General features: G+C 61.3%; 20 protein-coding genes. 5 read left to right on the top strand and 15 right to left on the bottom strand.

Annotated elements, in window-relative coordinates:
• Nucleotides 1–128: 128 nt before the first annotated feature.
• Entirely contained in the window at nucleotides 129–746 is a 618-nt protein-coding gene (locus B4F27_RS02150; RefSeq protein ID WP_286758731.1) for a TetR/AcrR family transcriptional regulator, read from the top strand.
• Here B4F27_RS02150 and paaK read toward each other — a convergent pair.
• Nucleotides 743–2,053, bottom strand: a complete 1,311-nt coding sequence (paaK, locus tag B4F27_RS02155; RefSeq protein WP_074636459.1) for a phenylacetate--CoA ligase PaaK — start codon at nucleotides 2,051–2,053, stop codon at nucleotides 743–745. The genes B4F27_RS02150 and paaK overlap by 4 nt on opposite strands.
• On the bottom strand, nucleotides 2,050–2,487 hold the full coding sequence (gene paaI / locus B4F27_RS02160) for a hydroxyphenylacetyl-CoA thioesterase PaaI (protein WP_037942645.1): 438 nt from the start codon (nucleotides 2,485–2,487) through the stop codon (nucleotides 2,050–2,052). Before paaI ends, paaK begins: the two co-directional genes overlap by 4 nt.
• Nucleotides 2,488–2,600: 113 nt before the next feature.
• Between paaI and B4F27_RS02165 the strand changes: the two genes are divergently transcribed.
• Nucleotides 2,601–2,951: a DUF2794 domain-containing protein gene (locus tag B4F27_RS02165; RefSeq protein ID WP_037942884.1), complete on the top strand. Its 351-nt coding sequence runs from the start codon at nucleotides 2,601–2,603 to the stop codon at nucleotides 2,949–2,951.
• Between the two features lie 31 nt (nucleotides 2,952–2,982).
• Here the strand turns inward: B4F27_RS02165 and B4F27_RS02170 are convergent, their stop codons facing one another.
• From B4F27_RS02170 to B4F27_RS02180, 3 genes are all read right to left on the bottom strand, one after another.
• Entirely contained in the window at nucleotides 2,983–3,792 is an 810-nt protein-coding gene (locus B4F27_RS02170; protein ID WP_286758732.1) for a C40 family peptidase, read from the bottom strand.
• On the bottom strand, nucleotides 3,789–5,171 hold the full coding sequence (locus B4F27_RS02175; protein WP_286758733.1) for a leucyl aminopeptidase family protein: 1,383 nt from the start codon (nucleotides 5,169–5,171) through the stop codon (nucleotides 3,789–3,791). Before B4F27_RS02175 ends, B4F27_RS02170 begins: the two co-directional genes overlap by 4 nt.
• A 67-nt stretch (nucleotides 5,172–5,238) precedes the next feature.
• A complete protein-coding gene (locus tag B4F27_RS02180) occupies nucleotides 5,239–5,616 on the bottom strand; it encodes a hypothetical protein (RefSeq protein WP_005850435.1) in 378 nt (125 codons plus the stop codon).
• Between the two features lie 149 nt (nucleotides 5,617–5,765).
• Here B4F27_RS02180 and B4F27_RS02185 point away from each other — a divergent pair, with 149 nt between their 5' ends.
• Together B4F27_RS02185 and B4F27_RS02190 are read left to right on the top strand one after the other, a co-directional pair.
• Nucleotides 5,766–6,416 (top strand): carbonic anhydrase, encoded by a 651-nt coding sequence (locus B4F27_RS02185; protein WP_037965419.1) that lies wholly within the window; start codon nucleotides 5,766–5,768, stop codon nucleotides 6,414–6,416.
• 40 nt (nucleotides 6,417–6,456) lie between these two features.
• Nucleotides 6,457–7,056, top strand: coding sequence for an NYN domain-containing protein (locus B4F27_RS02190; protein WP_005850432.1), 600 nt, complete (start codon nucleotides 6,457–6,459; stop codon nucleotides 7,054–7,056).
• Nucleotides 7,057–7,155: 99 nt separating this feature from the next.
• Here the strand turns inward: B4F27_RS02190 and B4F27_RS02195 are convergent, their stop codons facing one another.
• The 8 genes from B4F27_RS02195 to B4F27_RS02230 form a co-directional block, all read right to left on the bottom strand.
• Nucleotides 7,156–8,178: an aspartate-semialdehyde dehydrogenase gene (locus B4F27_RS02195; protein ID WP_005850430.1), complete on the bottom strand. Its 1,023-nt coding sequence runs from the start codon at nucleotides 8,176–8,178 to the stop codon at nucleotides 7,156–7,158.
• 76 nt (nucleotides 8,179–8,254) lie between these two features.
• Entirely contained in the window at nucleotides 8,255–9,430 is a 1,176-nt protein-coding gene (locus B4F27_RS02200) for an MFS transporter (RefSeq protein WP_074636451.1), read from the bottom strand.
• A complete protein-coding gene (locus tag B4F27_RS02205) occupies nucleotides 9,427–10,203 on the bottom strand; it encodes an aldolase/citrate lyase family protein (RefSeq protein WP_037942656.1) in 777 nt (258 codons plus the stop codon). Before B4F27_RS02205 ends, B4F27_RS02200 begins: the two co-directional genes overlap by 4 nt.
• A gap of 93 nt (nucleotides 10,204–10,296) precedes the next feature.
• Entirely contained in the window at nucleotides 10,297–11,202 is a 906-nt protein-coding gene (locus B4F27_RS02210; RefSeq protein ID WP_286758734.1) for a sugar kinase, read from the bottom strand.
• 3 nt (nucleotides 11,203–11,205) lie between these two features.
• The gene (locus B4F27_RS02215; RefSeq protein ID WP_286758735.1) at nucleotides 11,206–12,990 is read right to left on the bottom strand and encodes an IlvD/Edd family dehydratase; all 1,785 of its coding nucleotides are present in this window, start codon (nucleotides 12,988–12,990) and stop codon (nucleotides 11,206–11,208) included.
• A 10-nt stretch (nucleotides 12,991–13,000) separates the two neighbouring features.
• Complete coding sequence (locus B4F27_RS02220; protein ID WP_074636446.1) at nucleotides 13,001–14,326, bottom strand: TRAP transporter large permease; 1,326 nt, start codon at nucleotides 14,324–14,326, stop codon at nucleotides 13,001–13,003.
• Complete coding sequence (locus tag B4F27_RS02225; RefSeq protein ID WP_037942663.1) at nucleotides 14,326–14,901, bottom strand: TRAP transporter small permease subunit; 576 nt, start codon at nucleotides 14,899–14,901, stop codon at nucleotides 14,326–14,328. The genes B4F27_RS02220 and B4F27_RS02225 overlap by 1 nt, the downstream gene beginning before the upstream one ends.
• A gap of 60 nt (nucleotides 14,902–14,961) precedes the next feature.
• The gene (locus B4F27_RS02230; RefSeq protein WP_286758736.1) at nucleotides 14,962–15,984 is read right to left on the bottom strand and encodes a TRAP transporter substrate-binding protein; all 1,023 of its coding nucleotides are present in this window, start codon (nucleotides 15,982–15,984) and stop codon (nucleotides 14,962–14,964) included.
• A 118-nt stretch (nucleotides 15,985–16,102) separates the two neighbouring features.
• Between B4F27_RS02230 and B4F27_RS02235 the strand changes: the two genes are divergently transcribed.
• Nucleotides 16,103–17,140: a LacI family DNA-binding transcriptional regulator gene (locus B4F27_RS02235; protein ID WP_286758737.1), complete on the top strand. Its 1,038-nt coding sequence runs from the start codon at nucleotides 16,103–16,105 to the stop codon at nucleotides 17,138–17,140.
• 79 nt (nucleotides 17,141–17,219) lie between these two features.
• On the opposite strand, the gene B4F27_RS02240 is transcribed toward B4F27_RS02235, so the two are convergent.
• The gene (locus tag B4F27_RS02240) at nucleotides 17,220–17,894 is read right to left on the bottom strand and encodes a winged helix-turn-helix domain-containing protein (protein ID WP_037942669.1); all 675 of its coding nucleotides are present in this window, start codon (nucleotides 17,892–17,894) and stop codon (nucleotides 17,220–17,222) included.
• Between the two features lies 1 nt (nucleotide 17,895).
• The gene (locus B4F27_RS02245) at nucleotides 17,896–18,189 is read right to left on the bottom strand and encodes a hypothetical protein (protein ID WP_009825534.1); all 294 of its coding nucleotides are present in this window, start codon (nucleotides 18,187–18,189) and stop codon (nucleotides 17,896–17,898) included.
• Nucleotides 18,190–18,360: the final 171 nt, after the last annotated feature.

The following is an 18,360-nucleotide window of genomic DNA, read 5'->3' on the forward strand; positions in this document are numbered from 1 at the left end:
TGTGCTTCGTGCAACGGGGCAACAGTGCTGTGACGCAAATACACAGGCTTTGGGGTGGGGGGCTGCATTTGGGACTTGGAACTGAACGGTTCAGTTTATACTCTGCCCTTCAAACTGCCGGAGCCTTCATGACCATTGACCAGACCAAGGTTCGCAAGGGCCGTAAATTCGATCAGGTTCTTGCGGGGGCGCGTGATGTCTTTATGGCGGACGGGTTCGAGGGCGCGAGCGTGGACGCGATTGCCAGTGCCGCCGGCGTGTCCAAGGCGACGCTGTACAGCTATTTCCCCGACAAACGTCTGTTGTTCATGGAGGTCGCCGATACCGAATGTGCCCGTCAGTCGCGGCAGGCTTTCGACAGTATCGACACCGATGCGCCGCCGCGTGTGGTGCTGGGGCTGGCCGGTCGACATCTGTTGGGGTTCATCACATCGACCTTTGGTCAGCAGATGTTTCGCCTGTGTGTGGCCGAATGTGACCGGTTCCCCGAGCTTGGCCAGCGCTTTTATAATTCCGGCCCAGCTGTGGTCCGGCGCGAGATGGCGGGGTACTTCGAGACTGCTGTCGCTCGTGGGCAGTTGTGTATGGAGGACCCGCTACTGGCGGCCGACCAATTCGGAGAGCTCTGCAAGGGGGATGTCTGGCTACGACTGACCTTCGGTATCATCGACAGGATTTCTCAGGCAGAGATCGACCGCGTGGTAGACAGCGCGGTCGATGTGTTTCTGGCGCGCTACGCGGCTTAGCCCTTGGGCCGGTTGTCGATGATCCGCACCGCTTTGCCTTCGGAACGGGTGATGGTGTTCACATCGCCCACGTCGATCATCACGCTGATGCCCACGGTTTCCTTGATCTGCGCGGCCAGCTGCTGTGCCGCTGTTTGCCGGGCGGCATCGTCGACGGTGGCGTCGACACATTCGCACAGCACCCGCATCTGATCCATGCGGTCGGGCTTGCTGAGCTCGATCTGGAAATGCGGGGCGAGACCGGGGGTGGCCATCAGCGCCTCTTCGATCTGGGTGGGGAAGACGTTGACGCCGCGCAGGATGATCATGTCGTCGCTGCGGCCGGTGACTTTCTCCATCCGGCGCATGCTGCGGGCGGTGCCGGCCAGCAGGCGGGTCAGATCGCGGGTGCGGTAGCGAATGATGGGAAACGCCTCTTTGGTGAGCGAGGTAAAGACCAGCTCCCCCTGTTCGCCATCGGCCACGGGCTGGCCGGTTTCGGGGTTGATGACCTCGGGGTAGAAATGATCCTCCCAGATGTGCAAACCGTCTTTGGTTTCGACACATTCGCAGGATACGCCGGGGCCCATAATCTCGGACAGGCCGTAGATATCGACAGCGTGCATATCAAACGCCTGTTCAATCTCGAGCCGCATGGCATTGGTCCAGGGTTCGGCCCCGAAGATACCTACTTGCAGCGAAGACTGGCGCGGATCGATGCCCTGGCGCGCGTATTCATCCAGGATCGACAGCGCATAAGAGGGTGTGACCGTGATGCCGTCGGGTTTGAAATCCTCGATCAGGCGGACCTGTCGCGGGGTCATCCCGCCCGAGATCGGTACGGTGCTTAGCCCAAGGCTATCTGCCCCCAGATGCACCCCCAACCCTCCGGTAAACAGCCCGTATCCATAAGCGTTATGCAGCATGTCGCCGGGTTTCAGCCCTGCCGCGCGCAAGGACCGCCCCATGACGCTGCCCCAAGTGGCGAGGTCATTCTTGGTGTAGCCCACAACCGTCGGCTGGCCGGTGGTGCCCGAGGACGCATGAATGCGCGCCAGCTGGTCGCGGGGCACGGCGAACATGCCGAAGGGGTAGTTGTCGCGCAGGTCGGTTTTGACAGTGAAGGGGAATTTCGCCAGATCGCTCAGGTCGTTCAGATCGTCGGGGTGGACGCCTGCGGCATCAAAGCTTTGACGGTAGAAAGGCACATTCGCATAGGCGTGGTGCAGGGATTTTTTCAGCCGCTCCAATTGCAGGGCGCTGATTTCATCGCGGCTGGCAAGCTCGATCGGGTCAAGCGATGATCGGGCAGGCGTGAGGTCTTTCATGGGGTCATTTCCTCCTCGAAATGGTGGCCTTTGATGGTGCGTGACAGGCCACGGAACAAGGCGATGGTGCGCCCGTCCTCCCCCGTGACTGTCACGTCATAGACGCCGGAGCGTCCGGTTCTGGATTGTTCGCGTGCCGCCGCGTGCAGCCGTTCGCCAGCCTTCCCCGGTGCGAGGTAGGAAATCTGGTTCTGCTGGGCGACGGCAAGCTGGTTGTAGCTGTTGCAGGCAAAGGCAAAGGCGCTGTCGGCGAGGGTGAAGATATACCCGCCGTGGGCGATGCCGTGGCCGTTCAACATGGCCGCGGTGACCACCATCGACAGATCCGCCGCGCCGGGGGCGATATGGTCGATGCGCATCCCCAAAGACTGGCTGGCCGTATCGGTGGACCACATGGCAGCGGCGGATTTTTCGGCGCGGAGTTGCGGGGTCATGGCGGGCCTTTATGTTTCACAATTTGGATGCTTGCACAGATAATGTAACGCTTTCAAGAGAATTGATCGGCGGCTCTCTTGATTTGAGCGGCGAAGGGCGCAACTGTCAAAACATGACAGTGCATATTCATCCCTCACACCCGCAGAATGAACGCGCGCCCGAACAGGTTTCCTTTCACCGGACGGAACTTGGCCCGATCCTGTCGCTTTATGGGCGCATGGTCGCGGCGGGGGAATGGCGCGACTATGGAATCTCTTCGCTGCGCGAGGTCGCGGTGTTTTCAATCTTCAGGCGCACTGCAGAGATGCCGCTTTACCGGATTGAGAAACGCCCCAAGCTGCGGTTGAAGCAAGGGATGTACGCGGTGATCGGGGCCAATGGGCAGGTGCTGCGCCGCGGTCAGGATCTGGCTGCCGTGCTGCGCGTGCTGGAACGCAAGATGATCCGCGCCGTCGACCCCTAGACCGCCGCGCCGGATGAGGGGGCGGATGGATTTAAGGCCATTTGGAAGGGTTTAGCCGTTTGTGCCCGGTCAGCGGGCCGTCGGTTTTGGCGATACGGGTCAGTGCGTCCTGGATGGGTTCGCGGGTGACGGCCATATGATGCGCATTGGCGTGGATCATGGTGGCGGGGTCGAGGACCAGCGCCACATGGCCTTTCCAGAACAGGAGGTCATTGCGTTGGATATCGCGCGGGACGGGGCCTGCACCTGCCATGGGGTCGGCAAAGCTGGTCTGCTGCTGGTCGCTGTCGCCGGGGCAGGGAATGCCGCAGGCGAGGAAGGCGGCCTGAACGAGGCCCGAGCAATCGATCCCCCAGCGGCTGTTCCCGCCCCAGAGGTAGGGCGTGCCGAGAAACAGCTCTGCCACGGCGGCGGGGTCCGGGAAAGCGTGCGGCAGCGGCGCGAGGTGTTGGGTCGGGATATGGCCAAGCGAGGTCTGGGCAAATCGGCCTTCCGTTCCCGTCACCATAACGCGGCTGCCAAAGCTGAGGCTGCTGACATCCGGTGATTTCAGATCGGCACGCGTATAGGCGTGGGTGGTGGGTGCGGTGACGACGTGAGTCGGGCGGACCGCAGGGCCGATGGCGGTTTCGGATATGTAACCGCAGTAGTTGTCCTTGGTCAGTTGCACATAGGCGGTGCCATCGGTGCGATCCAGCACGGTCAGCGCCTCACCCAAGAGCGCTTGCCGGTCGCGGGGGCCGTCGGGGCTGCGGTTCAGATCAACGACCGGTAGGGTGATCTGCGCCGCTGTCTTTTCGGTGATCCGCTTGGGGTCGGGATGCAGGCGTCGGTCGGTCATTTTGACAAGATCGCCCCGAGGCTGGCATGCAGCGCGCGTGTGGCCTGACCCACGCCGCCTTTGGCGCGGGCAGGGGCGGCGCTTGGTTGCCAGCCGTAGATGTCGAAATGCGCATAGGCGCTGTCGGTGACGAAACGGCGCAGAAACAGTGCGGCGGTGATACAGCCCGCGAACCCGCCAGAGGGGGCGTTATCCAGATCGGCGATACCGGGTTCGATCAGCGGCTCGTAGGGCGTGTGGAAAGGCATACGCCAGACAGGGTCGGCGTGGGTGGCGGCAGCGGATTCCAACGCGGCGACGAAATCGGGATCGTCGCTGAAATAGGGGGCCAGATCGGGGCCCACGGCGACCCGTGCGGCACCGGTCAGCGTCGCCATAGAGATAATCTGATCGGGTTTGTCCTCGTCCGCCAGAGCCAGCGCATCGGCCAGCACCAACCGGCCTTCGGCATCGGTATTGTTGATCTCGACCGTGAGGCCCTTGCGCGAGGTCAGGATGTCTTGGGGGCGGAAAGCATTGCCGGAGACCGCGTTTTCAACCGCGGGGATCAGCACGCGCAGTTGCAGGTCCATCCCCGTGGCCATGATCATATGCGCCAGACCCAGCACCGCCGCCGCGCCACCCATATCCTTTTTCATCAAGCCCATCGACGCGCCGGGTTTCAGGTTCAGCCCACCGGTGTCAAAACACACGCCTTTGCCCACCAGCGTCAGCTTTTTCCCGGTTTTGCCCCAGGTCAGGTCGATCAGCCGGGGCGCGCGGTCGGCGGCGCGGCCGACGGTATGGATCAGCGGCAGGTTCTGTGCCAACAGATCGTCGCCCGTGATGACAGAGATCCGCGCCCCGTGTTGATCTGCCAGTTTACGTGCTGCGGCTTCCAGATCGGGCGGGCCCATATCCGAGGCGGGCGTGTTGATCAGGTCGCGGGTCAGCATTTCCCCTTCGGCGAGGGCGCGGATGTGATCGGCGTCGATCCCAGCGGGCGCAACAAGGCGGGCGGCCATCGGAGATTGCGAGGCATAGCGGTCAAACCGATAGGACGCGAGCAGCCACCCCAGAGCCTCCACCGCGAGCTCTGCCGCGGGCAGGTCGGCGTACAGGTCATAGTCGCCCTTGGGCAGCTTTGCCGCGGCACCTGCCAGATGGAAGCGCCCCCGTTTGCGGGCGCTGGCCGTGCCGTATCCCGCCAGAGCCATGCGCAGCGCGCCATCTTCGCCCGGCAGCGTCAACGCCTGCCCCAACGCGCCGGTAAACCCCTGTGCCGCGACCCAAGTGCGTGTGGCATCGGATTGCCCCTCAAGCCAGTCAGGCAGGGCATCGGAGGCAATCAGATGCAGCGGGATCGCAGCGGCGGAGGGGTCGGCGAAGAGAGCGGACATAGGGCTGGGCCTTTCGTGCATGATAGTCGCGCGCAGCCTAGACGTATCCTGTGGCGCTGCAAGCCCGTCAAAGGGTCACATCCTGCGTGTCCCAGATTGCGGTCAGCGACCGTTCGCCGATGCGGATCAGCCGCGTGAGCGTCGCCCCGATCGCGACGTGACTGTTCTGGTCAATCGCGCAGATCACATCCCCCGCGACGTTTGCCAGCTTTTGCAGCCCCACCTGTTCGGCAATGGCAATCAGCGACCGGCAGTTTTTACGCAGCTCAAGCCAGTTGGATGCCTGATACAGACGGTCGCAGTGGGACATGCGCAGGGCCAATTCCTCCATCGCGCGACAGACGACATCTTCGGCCCCTGATTCACCCAGTTGGTCATACAGGATACCCAGACGTTCCTGATCTACGCGGACTTGTTCGACTGGCCGCATTTGCAATACATACATTAGAGTCACCTCATCATTACGCCCCCACAGCGCATCTGCACTATGTCGGCCAATTGATGTCCAATTCGTTTACGGCCGTGTGCGTTTTCGCTCGAATACGATGCGAATTCAGAGTATTTTGGCTAAAATTTAGTAAAGGCGAGACAGAGATGGATAACGCGAAACCGCTCCCGAATTATCTGGTTCAACGGTATCACGGATGGAAAGCAACCAGTTACGCTGAAAACGAGGCATGGTACCGCCGTTTGGCCAGCGACGGGCAGCATCCTCGTGCGATGATCATTTCGTGCTGCGATAGCCGGGTGCATGTAACATCGATCTTTGGGGCGGATCAGGGTGAATTCTTTATTCACCGTAATATCGCCAACTTGGTGCCACCTTACCAGCCTGACGGGCAGCAGCACGGGACGTCGGCCGCGGTTGAATATGCGGTTCAGTCGTTGAAAGTCGCGCATGTTATCGTGCTCGGTCACTCCAGCTGTGGCGGTGTGCAGGGCTGTCTGGACATGTGCAAAGGCAACGCGCCAGCGCTGGATGCCAAAGACAGCTTTGTCGGTCGGTGGATGGATATCCTGCGCCCGAAATACGATGCGGTTTCGGACATCGAAGACCCGAAAGAGCAGGCACGCCAGCTTGAGAAACACGCTGTTATGACCTCTCTTGAGAACCTGATGACGTTCCCCTTTGTGGCGCAGCAGGTCAAAGCGGGAGAGCTGACGTTGCACGGCCTGTGGCACAACATCGGCGAGGGCGGGCTTGAGTGCTATAGCGCCGATAAAGAGATGTTCCGGCCCGTATAATGGGCTGGTCTGACAGGGACGGTTCCGGCGGCACCTGCGCGTGATCGTTCCTGCGCTTTTGCTGACCGTGTCGATCATTGGTACGGTCATCGCGACCTCCCAACCGGTTTGGGGGGATCTGGTTTTGCTGGCGGGGCCTTGTGCCATCGCCAGCGCCATCTTGCTCCTGCGGGAGGCGCGGGTCTGGCTGGCGGGGCAATCCCGGCGCAGTGCCCGTGGGGCGGTGGTGATTGACGGGTCAAACGTCATGTACTGGTGGGGCGGCACGCCGCTGATCACGCCCGTGCAGGACGTGGTGCGGACTCTGAAAGACCTTGGCTTCAAGACAGGCGTGGTCTTTGATGCCAACGCAGGGCATCTGCTGACGAACGCTTACAAAGATGATGCGGCGCTGGCGGCGATGTTGAAACTGCCGGTGGATCAGGTGATGGTCGTGCCAAGCGGATCGCCGGCCGATCCCTTCATCCTGACCGCCGCGCGCGAGATGGGGGCGGTTGTCGTGAGCAATGACCGCTACCGTGACTGGGCCGATGACTTTCCCGAGGTGCTGCGACGCGGGCATCTGATCAAGGGCGGATACCGGCAACAAGAGCTGTGGTTCGACTTTGCCACGCTGTCAGACAAACAGAGCGCCGCCTGATGGCCAAAGCGCCCGCGGCAGCGTTGATCTGGACATGTCGGAGATGAAAAAGGCCAGCGCATCGCACTGGCCTTTCCCGACATAAAGATCAGGGGGCGCTTAGCCTTTTTTCAACACTTCGCGGCCCAGCAGTTCCGCGATCTGCACGGCGTTCAATGCGGCACCCTTGCGCAGGTTGTCGCTGACACACCACAGGTTCAGACCGTTGTCGATCGTGCTGTCCTGACGGATGCGGCTGATGAAGGTTGCGAAATCGCCCGCACATTCAACGGGGGTGACATAGCCACCGTCTTCGCGCTTATCGATCACCATGATACCGGGGGCTTCGCGCAGGATGTCGCGGGCCTCGTTCTCGTCCAGATGCTCTTCGAACTCGATGTTGATCGATTCGGCGTGGCCCACGAAGACCGGAACGCGGACACAGGTCGCTGTGACCTTGATTTTGGGATCGACGATTTTCTTCGTCTCTACCATCATCTTCCACTCTTCTTTCGTGTCACCGCTATCCATGAACACGTCGATATGCGGGATCACGTTAAAGGCGATCTGTTTGGTGAACTTCTTCGCTGGCTTGTCGTCGGTGGGGTTGTAGATCGATTTGGTCTGGTCCCAAAGTTCGTCCATGCCGTCTTTGCCCGAACCGGACACCGACTGGTAGGTCGACACGACAACACGTTTGATCGTGGCGCGGTCGTGCAGCGGCTTGAGCGCGACAACCATCTGCGCGGTCGAGCAATTCGGGTTCGCGATGATGTTTTTCTTGGAATAATCGTGGATCGCGTCGGCGTTCACCTCTGGCACGATCAGCGGGATATCCGGATCGTAGCGGTACAGCGACGAGTTATCGATGACCACGCAACCGGCCTTGGCGGCCTTGGGCGCGTATTTTTTGGTCGCTTCCGAACCGACGGCGAACAGCGCCATATCCCAGCCCGTGAAGTCGAACGTATCCAAGTCTTTCGTCTTGAGCGTCTTGTCGCCAAAGCTGACTTCGGATCCCATAGACTTGCGCGAGGCAAGTGCCACGATCTCGTCTACAGGGAAGTGGCGCTCGGCCAGAATGTTCAGCATTTCACGGCCCACATTGCCTGTGGCACCCGCGATGACGACGCGATAACCCATCTTAAAACTCCAATACTAAAATGTGATGGTGCGGGCCTCTTATACCGCTTGGGCCCGCGGGGGAAGGGGGCGTGGCCTATTCGCCTGCATCGCGGGAAAACAGGTAAACGAACAGACCCGCTGCCATGAGCGCGGCAAACAGGGTGAAAATCATCACATAGGGGGCCTGCGCGGTGACGGCGGGCTGGCTGGCCGCATAGACGCGGCCCGACAGGAACTGCGCCACGCCAACGCCCCCAATGCTGCACAGGTTCAACAGGGTCATGCCCCGCCCGACCAGCTGCGGCGGCATAAAGCTGCGGCCGTGGGCGATGATCACCGCATAGGTCGCGCCAAAGAAACCGACAGCGGCCATCAGCGCCGTGGCAAGAATGATGCCACTGTCGGGGAAAAGCATAAGCGCCACCAAGGCCGCGAGGTTCAGCGCCGTGCCCCCGACAATCACCCATTTCGTGCTGCCAATCACGCGGTCCAGCGGGCCATAGGCAAGGCTGCCTGCCACCATCGCGATCCCCATCAACAGGGTCGCCCAGCCGATCTGGTGAGCATTCGCGGCAAAGACATCCTCGAAATAGGGACCGATCCAGAGCCCGCGCAACGCGCCGACCTGAGCGTAGCTGACGCTCATGATGGGAAAGATGAACCACAGCGCCTTGATCTTGAACACGCCAAGAAGGCTGCCGCGTTGTTCCCCTTCGGGGGTAGCGGGGTCGCGCACGACGCTCCAGATGCCAACCGCCGTGAGCGTGGTGATGGCGCAAAGCCCCCAAAGTGACGCGCGCCAGCCGATCGTTTCCGCCGCAATCGCCATCGGATAGGATGCAACGAGATTGCCAAGCGTGCCGATGCCCACCATGACGGAGGCGAGCACGACAAAGCGGCTTGGTGCGAATTCACGCGCAAAGATATAGTAGGCTCCCATCAACACCGGCGCACAGCCGATCCCGATCAGGACCATCGCCAGATTGATGTGCAGCGGCTGCGTCGCCACCGCGAACAAAGCCGCCCCGCCGCCCCCGCCCACCAGCAGCAAGCTGGCCGCCGTGCGCCGCGGCCCGACTGTATCCAGCGCCCATCCCACAGGCAGTTGCATCGCCGCAAAGGAGAAGAACCAAAGCCCCGACGCAAAGGCGAGGTCTTCGGGCGTGGCCCCCAGATCAACGCGCAGTGACGGGCTGAGCACGGCGAGAAAGGCACGGAAAAACTGGCTGAGCACATAGCCCAGCCCCAACAAAGCTACCCCGCGTGTCATGTCAGTGTGTCACGCCATTTGCCCGCAAGCGCTTGCGCCGCGTGGCTGAGCAGCAGAACATCCGCCCCGACCGCAACAAACTGCGCCCCGGCCTCAAGCGCGTCGCGGGTCATGTCGTCGTGGGTCGACAAGATGCCCGGTGCCTTGCCCGCCGCGTGTATCTTGTGCAGCGCGGTCATGATCGCGTCTTGTACATCGGGGTGGAGCGCATTGCCCATGTACCCCATATCAGCCGCCAGATCCGCAGGGCCGATGAACACGCCGTCGATCCCGTCGACCGCGAGGATCGCATTCAGGTTCTCAAGGCCCTTCACGCTTTCGACCTGCACCAGCAGGCAGATCTCATCATCCGCCGTGGTGCCGTAATCCGCGATCTGCGAGAAACGCGCGGCACGGGTCAGCGCATAGCCGACACCGCGGTCGCCGTGAGGCGGATAGGTGACATCGCGCACCAGTTGGCGGGCCTGATCGGCGTTATCCACCATAGGCACCAGCAGGGTCTGCGCCCCCGCATCCAGCATCTGTTTGATCAGATAAGTCTCCCCCACGGGGACGCGCACAACGGGGTGGCTGTCAGAGGCTTCAAGCACCTGAAGCTGCGCCATGATAGAGCGCAGGTCGTTCGGCGCGTGTTCCCCGTCGATCACCAGCCAGTCAAAACCGGCTGTCCCCATCAGTTCGGCGCTATAGGTGTCCGCAAGACCCAGCCAGCAGCCAAAGACGGTATCGCCTTGTTTCAAAGCCTGTTTGAACGCGTTGAAGGGGGCTGGCATGGGCATGATCCTTGGTGCTGTTTCGGCGTACCCTAGGGTCAAGCATCACGGAGTGTCCAGAGGGGGCGCGGCCCCCGTCGCGCAGGCGTTTGCTTAACCCGCCGCCATGTCGGCAACAGTGGGCAGCGGGGCGACGGCGCCGTAGCCCTGGACGGACAGCGCAGAGGCCGCGACGGCGTAGTGGCATGCGGCTTCGGGGGTGTCACCTTTTGACAGGCGGGTCAGGAAAGCCCCGTCGAAACAGTCTCCGGCACCTGTGGCGTCGACGGCTGTGACCCGAACGCCGGGGATATGCGTTATCGTCCCGGCGTGCCCCAAAAGCGCGCCGTCCTCTCCGAGGGTCAGGGCGACTACATCCGGCCCCATTTTATGAAATGCCCGCACGATGTCTTCGGGGGTGTCCAGACCCGTAATCTGGCGCGCGTCATCCAGACCAGGCAGCGCGATATCCGCCAGCCCGAGCGCTTGGGTAATCACGGAACGGGCTTTCTCAAGGGGCCAGAGCGCCAGCCGCAAGTTCGGATCGAAAGATATCTGCCGTCCGGCCGCCCGTGCGATACGCATCGCGTCCAGACCGGCATCGCGCGCGCTGGCACTGATCGCCAGAGTGATGCCCGACAGATGGGTGAACCGGGCGCGCGCTATGGCCTCAACAGGCAAGCTGTCTGCGGTCATTCTGCTGGCAGCAGATCCCGCGCGACGATACTCGAACCGGTGCCCATCTGACCCGTGCCGCACGAAGTAGAGCCCCGTCGGGGCTGATGCGTCCGTCGCAATGCAGGAGGCATCGACGCCCTCGCGGCTCCAGAGTTTGCGAAGCTCTTGCCCGAAACCGTCGTCGCCCAAGCGCGTTGCGATGGCGCTGCGCGCGCCGAGACGGGCAGCGGCAATGGCGACGTTTGACACGTCACCACCGAATCCCTGGTGCCACTGCGTCCCGTTGATCTGGTTGAACTCGACCAGCGGTTCGCCGATGCAGATAATATCGAAGTCGCGCATGGGTTAGTGGTTGTTGCGCGGCAGGCCGCGGCTGGTGATGTCGCGGTATTCGGTAGCACCTTCAAAGACCATACCTTCGGAGAAGGGGCGTACCTTCTCGCGGAAGATCTCTTGCCAGGGGGATTGGCTTTCTGGCTGCGCATAGCCCCCCGCAGCGTCAAGGGCCGCGCGGCGCGCGGCAAGCTCGGTTTCGTCCAGCAGCACATCAACGCGGCGCTGTTTCAGGTCGATCCGGATCGGATCGCCGTCTTGCAACAGCGCAAGCCCGCCCCCATCCGCAGCTTCGGGCGACGCATTCAGGATCGACGCCGAGCCAGAGGTGCCCGACTGCCGCCCGTCGCCGATACATGGCAGGGCGCGGACGCCCTGTTTGATCAGATAGCTTGGCGGGCGCATGTTCACCACCTCGGCCCCGCCGGGATAGCCCTTGGGCCCTGCGCCACGCATCACCAGAACACTGTCATCGGTCAGCCCCAACGCGGGGTCATCGATGCGGGCGTGAAAGTCTTCTGGCCCGTCGAATACCGCGACACGGCCTTCAAAAGCCTCTTGCGCGTTCGAGAAATAGCGCGCCCGAAAGCCCGCGTCGATGGCAGAGGTTTTCATCAAGGCGCTGTCGAACAGGTTGCCGCGCATGTTCAGGAAACCCGCATTGGGTTTTAACGGTGACGCCGCGCGGCGGATCACATCCTCATCAAGGATCGGCGTGTCGGTGTAGAGTTCGGCGATCGTTTGACCGGTCACAGTCAGCGCATCGGGATGTGGTAAAAGCCCGGCCCGCAACAATTCACCGATCACAGCGGCTGTGCCCCCCGCGCGGTGGAAGTCTTCGCCCAGATAGGTGCCGACGGGCTGCATATTGACGAGGAGTGGCACGGCGTGGCCGAATTCTTCCCAATCTCCGTTGCTCAGCGCGATGCCAAGATGCGCGGCGATGGCATTGAGGTGGATCGGCGCGTTGGTCGATCCTCCTAGCGCGGAGTTGACGACAATGGCATTCTCGAAGGCTGCGCGCGTCATGATCTGGGCCGGGCGCAGGTCGGCATGGACCATATCAACGATACGTTTTCCCGTATGATAGGCCGCTTGCCCGCGTTCGCGGTAAGGTGCGGGGATAGAGGCAACGCCGGGCAGCTGCATGCCCAAAGCCTCTGACAGGGAGTTCATCGTCGATGCGGTGCCCATCGTGTTGCAGAACCCGACCGAGGGGGCGGAAGAGGCCGCGATCTCGAGGAATTCTTCGGCGTCGATTGAGCCGGCCGCCAGCTCTTGCCGCGCCTGCCAGATCACCGATCCCGATCCTGCGCGTTCGCCCCGGTGCCAGCCGTTCAGCATCGGCCCGACAGAGAAGGCCAGGGCGGGCATGCCCACCGTCGCCGCTGCCATCAGCAGCGCTGGCGTGGTTTTGTCACAGCCAATGGTCAGCACGACGCCGTCGATCGGATAGCCATACAGGCTTTCGACGAGGCTAAGATAGGCGAGGTTACGGTCCAGCATCGCGGTCGGACGCTTGCCGGTTTCCTGGATAGGATGCACCGGAATTTCCATCGGGATGCCTCCGGCGGCGATGATCCCGTCGCGGGTCCGTTTGGCCAGCTCGATATGGTGGCGGTTGCAAGGGCTCAGGTCGCTGCCGGTCTGCGCGATCCCGATCACCGGCTTGCCCGACCGCAGTTCTTCAAGCGTGAGCCCGTAGTTCAGGTAGCGTTCAATATAGAGCGCGGTCATCTCGGGGTCGTCGAGATTGTCGAACCACTTACGGGAGCGCAGAGATTTGGTGTCGGTCATAATTCGTCTTTCAGCGGCCGGTCACGCCAGGGAAGGCAATGAGAATAGCAAGCGCGAGGATTTGAAGGGCAATGAAGGGCAGGAGAGAACGGAAGATCTCTCCCAAAGAGATATCGGGTGGTGTCACCGACTTGAGATAGAAGGCGGCGGGACCAAAGGGCGGCGACAGGAAGCTGACCTGCATGTTCATGGCGAAGACCACACCGAACCACACGGGATCAAGACCAAGATCGCGAATGATCGGGACAAAGATCGGCATGGTCAGCAGCGCAATCCCTACCCAGTCCAGAAACATCCCAAGGACAAAGAGGATCGCCATCATGAACAAGACAATCACGGTTGGATTGTCGGACACGCCGGTGATCAGGTTAGAGACAAAGGTGATGCCGCCCATCAGGTTAAAGACCCCGACCAGTGCCGAGGCACCGATCCCGATCCAGACGATCATCCCGACGGTCGCGAGCGTCCGCTTGGCCGCGCCCACCATCAGTTCTGTGGTGAATTCGCCGCGGATCATCGTGGATAGGGTCACGCCGATCACCCCGATGGCAGAGGCTTCGGTGACCGAGGCAATGCCGCCATAGATCGACCCCAGCACAAAGATCACCACCATGATTGGCAAGATCAACCCTTTGAGCAGACGCATCTTCTCGGCTGTCGAGGTCTCGTCCGGTTCCGGGATCGGGGCGATGTCGGGGTTCATGTAGGCCCGCACCAGCACGTAGATAATATAGAAGCTTGCCAGCATCAGACCGGGCAGGAAGGACGCGGTGAACAGATCCCCGATAGAGACGGACGCCGTCAGACCATAGATGATCAAGACGATGGACGGGGGCACCATTGTCCCCAAGGCCCCGCCCGCGCAGCATACGCCGATGGCCAGACGCCGGTCATAACCAAGCCGCAACATCTGGGGTAGCGCCAGCAGACCCAGCAGCACCACCTCGCCCCCGATGATGCCGGACATGGCGGCCAGTACCACGGCGACCAGCAAAGTCTGGATCGCGATACCGCCCCGCAGACGGCCACCGACCACGCGCATGGCGTCGAACAGATCGCGTGCAATGCCCGACCGATCCAGGATCGCGGCCATCAATACGAACATCGGTACGGACACAAAGACGAAGGAGTTGACGAAGCTGAAGATGCGGCTGGTGATCAACGGCACGGCCATCGGCCCGAACCAGCCAAGCGCAAAAATCAGCGCCACGAGCAGGGTCACGAAAGCCAGTGGCATGCCGGTGATCAGCAGCAGGAACAAGGTGACGAACATCGCCCCTGTCGCCACTTCGATCCCCATGGCCTTAAAGTCGAACAGCGCTGCGAGAAGGTCCATCACCGGTCCTGTTTTGTCATGTAGTTCCAAGCAAGCACAGCGAACTGCACGGCCATGACCACGAGAATTGTAAAGAGAAAGATTTTAAGCATCCCCGGCGTGGGTGGATCCCATGCGCTGCCGCTGCTTTCCAGCCGGATCGCACCGGTTGGCGTCCAGACCGCACGCACAAGGCTTTGCCATGCGGCCCAGCCGAAGAAGGCCGTCGCCACGAGGCAGACCAGCGAAATCACCACATTGAAAATGCGCCGCCACGGGGCTGACAGGTAGTCATAGATCAGGACCACACGGATATGCGCATCCCGCGATACAACATAAAGCCCCCCGTAAACAAAAGCGGTGGCGTTCAGAAAGATCACCGTCTCATGCGCCCAGATCGTCGGGGCGTCGAAAACATAGCGCAACACCACCTCGATCCCGAGGATCGCGGCAGAGGCGAGGATCGCAAAGGCAAAAAGGATGCCAATCCGGTCGATGCCGCGCCCTAGCAGCCCGGCCTCTGGGATCGCCCCCTTGGGCGCGTCAATATCCACGGGTGCGCTGGCCGCGACGTTGGGATCTGTCCTGTCTTGCATATGCCCCTCCCGAGCGTTCACCCCTCCGGTCTGTCCGGAAGGGTGCTGGTGCTTCGGCGCTTATTTCAGCAGCCCGTTTTCTTCGAGATAGGCGGTCAGCGTGTCATAGACCTTGCGCGATGCGTCGGATGCTTCGGCCGCCTTCTCCCATTCGGTTTTGGCGAAGGCGCGGAATTTCGCACGCTCTTCATCGGACCAATTGTGCACGGTGATATCGGCGTTGGCTTCGGCTTCTTTCACCGCGGCCATGTCACGTTCGGCCAAGGTCGACACCTGGAGCTGCCGGAAGTCTTTTACGGACTCCACCAATGCGCTTTGGATATCCTCGGGCATCGAATCCCATACACCTTTGTTGATCGACACCTCGACCAGCGGCATAGAGTGGAAGCCGGGATATACAGGATGGTTCGCCACGTCATGCATGCCCTGCGCGTGGTTGGTCGAGAAGACGGTATAATCCGCCGCGTCGATCACGCCCTTATCAAGCGAGGTGAACACCTCGGAGCCAGGCAGGTTGACCGGAGACGCGCCCGCCGCGGCAAAGACTTTCTGCACCATACCTTCGGGCGCGCGCATCTTCAGCCCCTTCAGATCGTCCACACCGTCCAGCGGCACCTTCGACAGAAACGCCTCGAGGCCGGGGGTCGTCGCGCCGATGAAATGCAAACCGTAGGGTTCAAGCATTTCGTTCATCAGCTCATTGCCGCCGCCGTTCTCCATAAAGTCGAACATCTGCTGCGGGTCGGACCATGCCCCGACCGGATTGGCAATCAGACCAAACGCCGGCTCTTTCCCTGCGAAATAAGAGGTATCAGTGACGTGGCCATCAATAATGCCAGCCGCCACGGCATCCTGAGATTCAGTATGGGCGACGATTGTTTCAACGGGCAGCAGATCGACCTCGACGCGGCCGTCGGTTTTGGTGGCGACGTCTTTGGCCCATTCTTGCTGAAGCAAGAAGTTGGCGTTGCCTGCCGGATCAGATGACTGGAACTTGAGCGAAAAATCCTGTGCAGCAGCGGCACCGGCCAGCCCGGCGCTGACAAGTGCGGTTGCGGCCAGAAGCCTAGCGGTAAAGCGCATGTGTTTATCCTCCCTAAAAAGTCGTGACCGTAAACGGTGACGATGGGCGGACGCTAATGACAGCGCTGTCATCTGTCAACTATTCACAAGGACCTGCGCACGTGATAGGTTTTAACGCATGGAAAAGAACATTAAATACAAGCGGGTTACGTTGAACGAAGTCGCGGCAGAGGCCGGTGTCAGCGCTATCACGGTATCGCGGACGATTCGTGCCCCCGACATGGTCTCGGCTGGTGTGCGAAAGAAGGTTCAGGCTGCGATCGAACTGCTTGGGTATGTACCGGATCAAGCCGCTTCGGCGCTTGCGTCCGAGCGGACAAATGTGGTGGGTCTGCTGGTCCCATCGCTGACCAACGCGGTGTTTTCTGACGTCTTGCGCGGTGTTTACGATGTGATCGACGGGTCGGGCTTATCGGTGCAAATCGGTAATTTCCGCTATAGCCCCAGCAAGGAAGAAAACCTTTTGCGCACTTTCCTGCGTCAGCGCCCTGCGGGGCTGATTGTGGCAGGGATCGACCAAACCGACGCCGCACGGACCCTGCTCAAGTCCGCCCCCTGTCCCGTCGTGCAGATTATGGACGTGTCGGACTCTCCGATCGATCTCATGATCGGGTTCTCACACTACGATGGTGCGGTCGAAGGCACGCGGCACTTGATCGATGCGGGGTACAAAAAGCCCGGATTTCTGGGCGCGCGAATGGACCCGCGCTCGCAGGCGCGGCTTGCGGGTTTCACAGCCGAAGCGCAGGCGCGCGGCGTGTATGACCCGACCCGCGTGATTACGACGACCCACCCGTCCTCGGTGGGTATGGGCGGGCAACTGCTGAGCGATCTTCTTGCGCAAGCGCCAGACACCGATGCTGTGTTCTGCAATAACGACGACCTCGCCGCCGGCGCGCTGTTCGAGGCCGAACGCCGTCGCATCAACGTCCCCAACGATCTGGGTGTCTGCGGCTTTAACGACCTTGAAATGTCGCGGCACCTGAACCCCGGCATTACCTCTGTCGCGACGCCGCGCTACGAGGTCGGCGCAGGGGCAATGACCCTGCTTCGGGACGCAATCGCCGACCGCGCGGCCATCCAAACGCCGCATATCCGGCTCGGCGTGGAACTGATAAAGCGCGGATCGACAAGGCGGGGATACCCTCGCGAATAGCACGAGACCGGGCAGAGGGGGCGCTGCCCCCGTCGCGCAGGCGCGACTCCCCCGGAGTTTTCAGGGCAAAATGAAGTGGTCAGATGACCTTGATCACGTCCTTGTCGATGGCCAGCATATAGCCGCGCCGCGCGATATTCTTGACCAGCAGTTCCGACACGATCTGGTTGCCCAATGTATCGCGCAGACGTTTGATGCGCGTGGCCCCTGCTGCTTCGTCGCAGTCAGCGGCGGTCCGGCCCGAGATCATGCCCTCGATCTCGGAGCCTGAGAGCACGTCGTCATCCATGCGCGCTTCGGCAAGGACCGACATCGTTTCCATCGCGGCGGCGGTCAGTTTGAAGCCGAGGTTGTTGAGGTAGACGGTGTTTTCCTCGCGGCTGATCAGGAGCGAGTTTACTTGTATCCCCACCCGTTCGATCTGCGCCATGCGGCGGTTGAAGCCCACGAGCATGATCAGGAACACCAGCGCCGCGACCAGCATGGCCGTCGCAAAGACCAGCAGCACGATGATCACGATCCGGTAGCTCGACAGGGTTTCTGAAAACGCGGTGCCCGATTGTGCGAGAATTTCAAGCAGTTTGATTTCGGCCTGAGTAGTCAGATCGTCGTTCTCGACAAAGATGCGTTCAACCTGCGCGTTAAAGGCATTGGCGTCGGGCAAGGCCCATAGCAACAGCCCTGCGCCGATCAGAATGATCGCCACAACGGCCGCGATACCACCGCCGACAAAACGCCCGCCCGTGCGGCGCATCTCAGAAGCGGAGGAAATTTGGTCCGGCACTCGCTTTCCTTTGGTTTAGGCCATCCTTGCCAAAGACAGAGACGATCGTCAGCAACGTCCAGCCATTTGCAGCCAGCCGGTCCGTCAATTGGGCCTGCGCCGAGGCACGGCTGCAGTCACCGGATACTTGCGCCACACCATAATGCAGGCGCAAGGGGTTTTCCTGCTTTGCCTTGTAATCGGCAAAACATTCCGCCGCTTGGGCAGAGGGGGCGGAGAGGGCCAAAAGCCCCGCAGCAGCCAGAGAAAGGAGGATGTGTTTCATGACGATCAGACTGCGCCTATCCGGGCGGATATTCAATATCCATTGGGTCTGTACCGCTTTGTTATTCGATAACAGGGGGGTGTTATTGCCTGTCTGAGGGGGGTGCGGCCAGTTTGATCCCACGGCCTCGCTCTTGATGGCTTTGCATGGGGTGCTTCCTATGTTGCCCCC

This window comes from Sulfitobacter sp. UBA1132 (genome assembly GCF_002311545.1).
GTDB classification, from domain to species: Bacteria; Pseudomonadota; Alphaproteobacteria; order Rhodobacterales; family Rhodobacteraceae; genus Sulfitobacter; species Sulfitobacter pontiacus.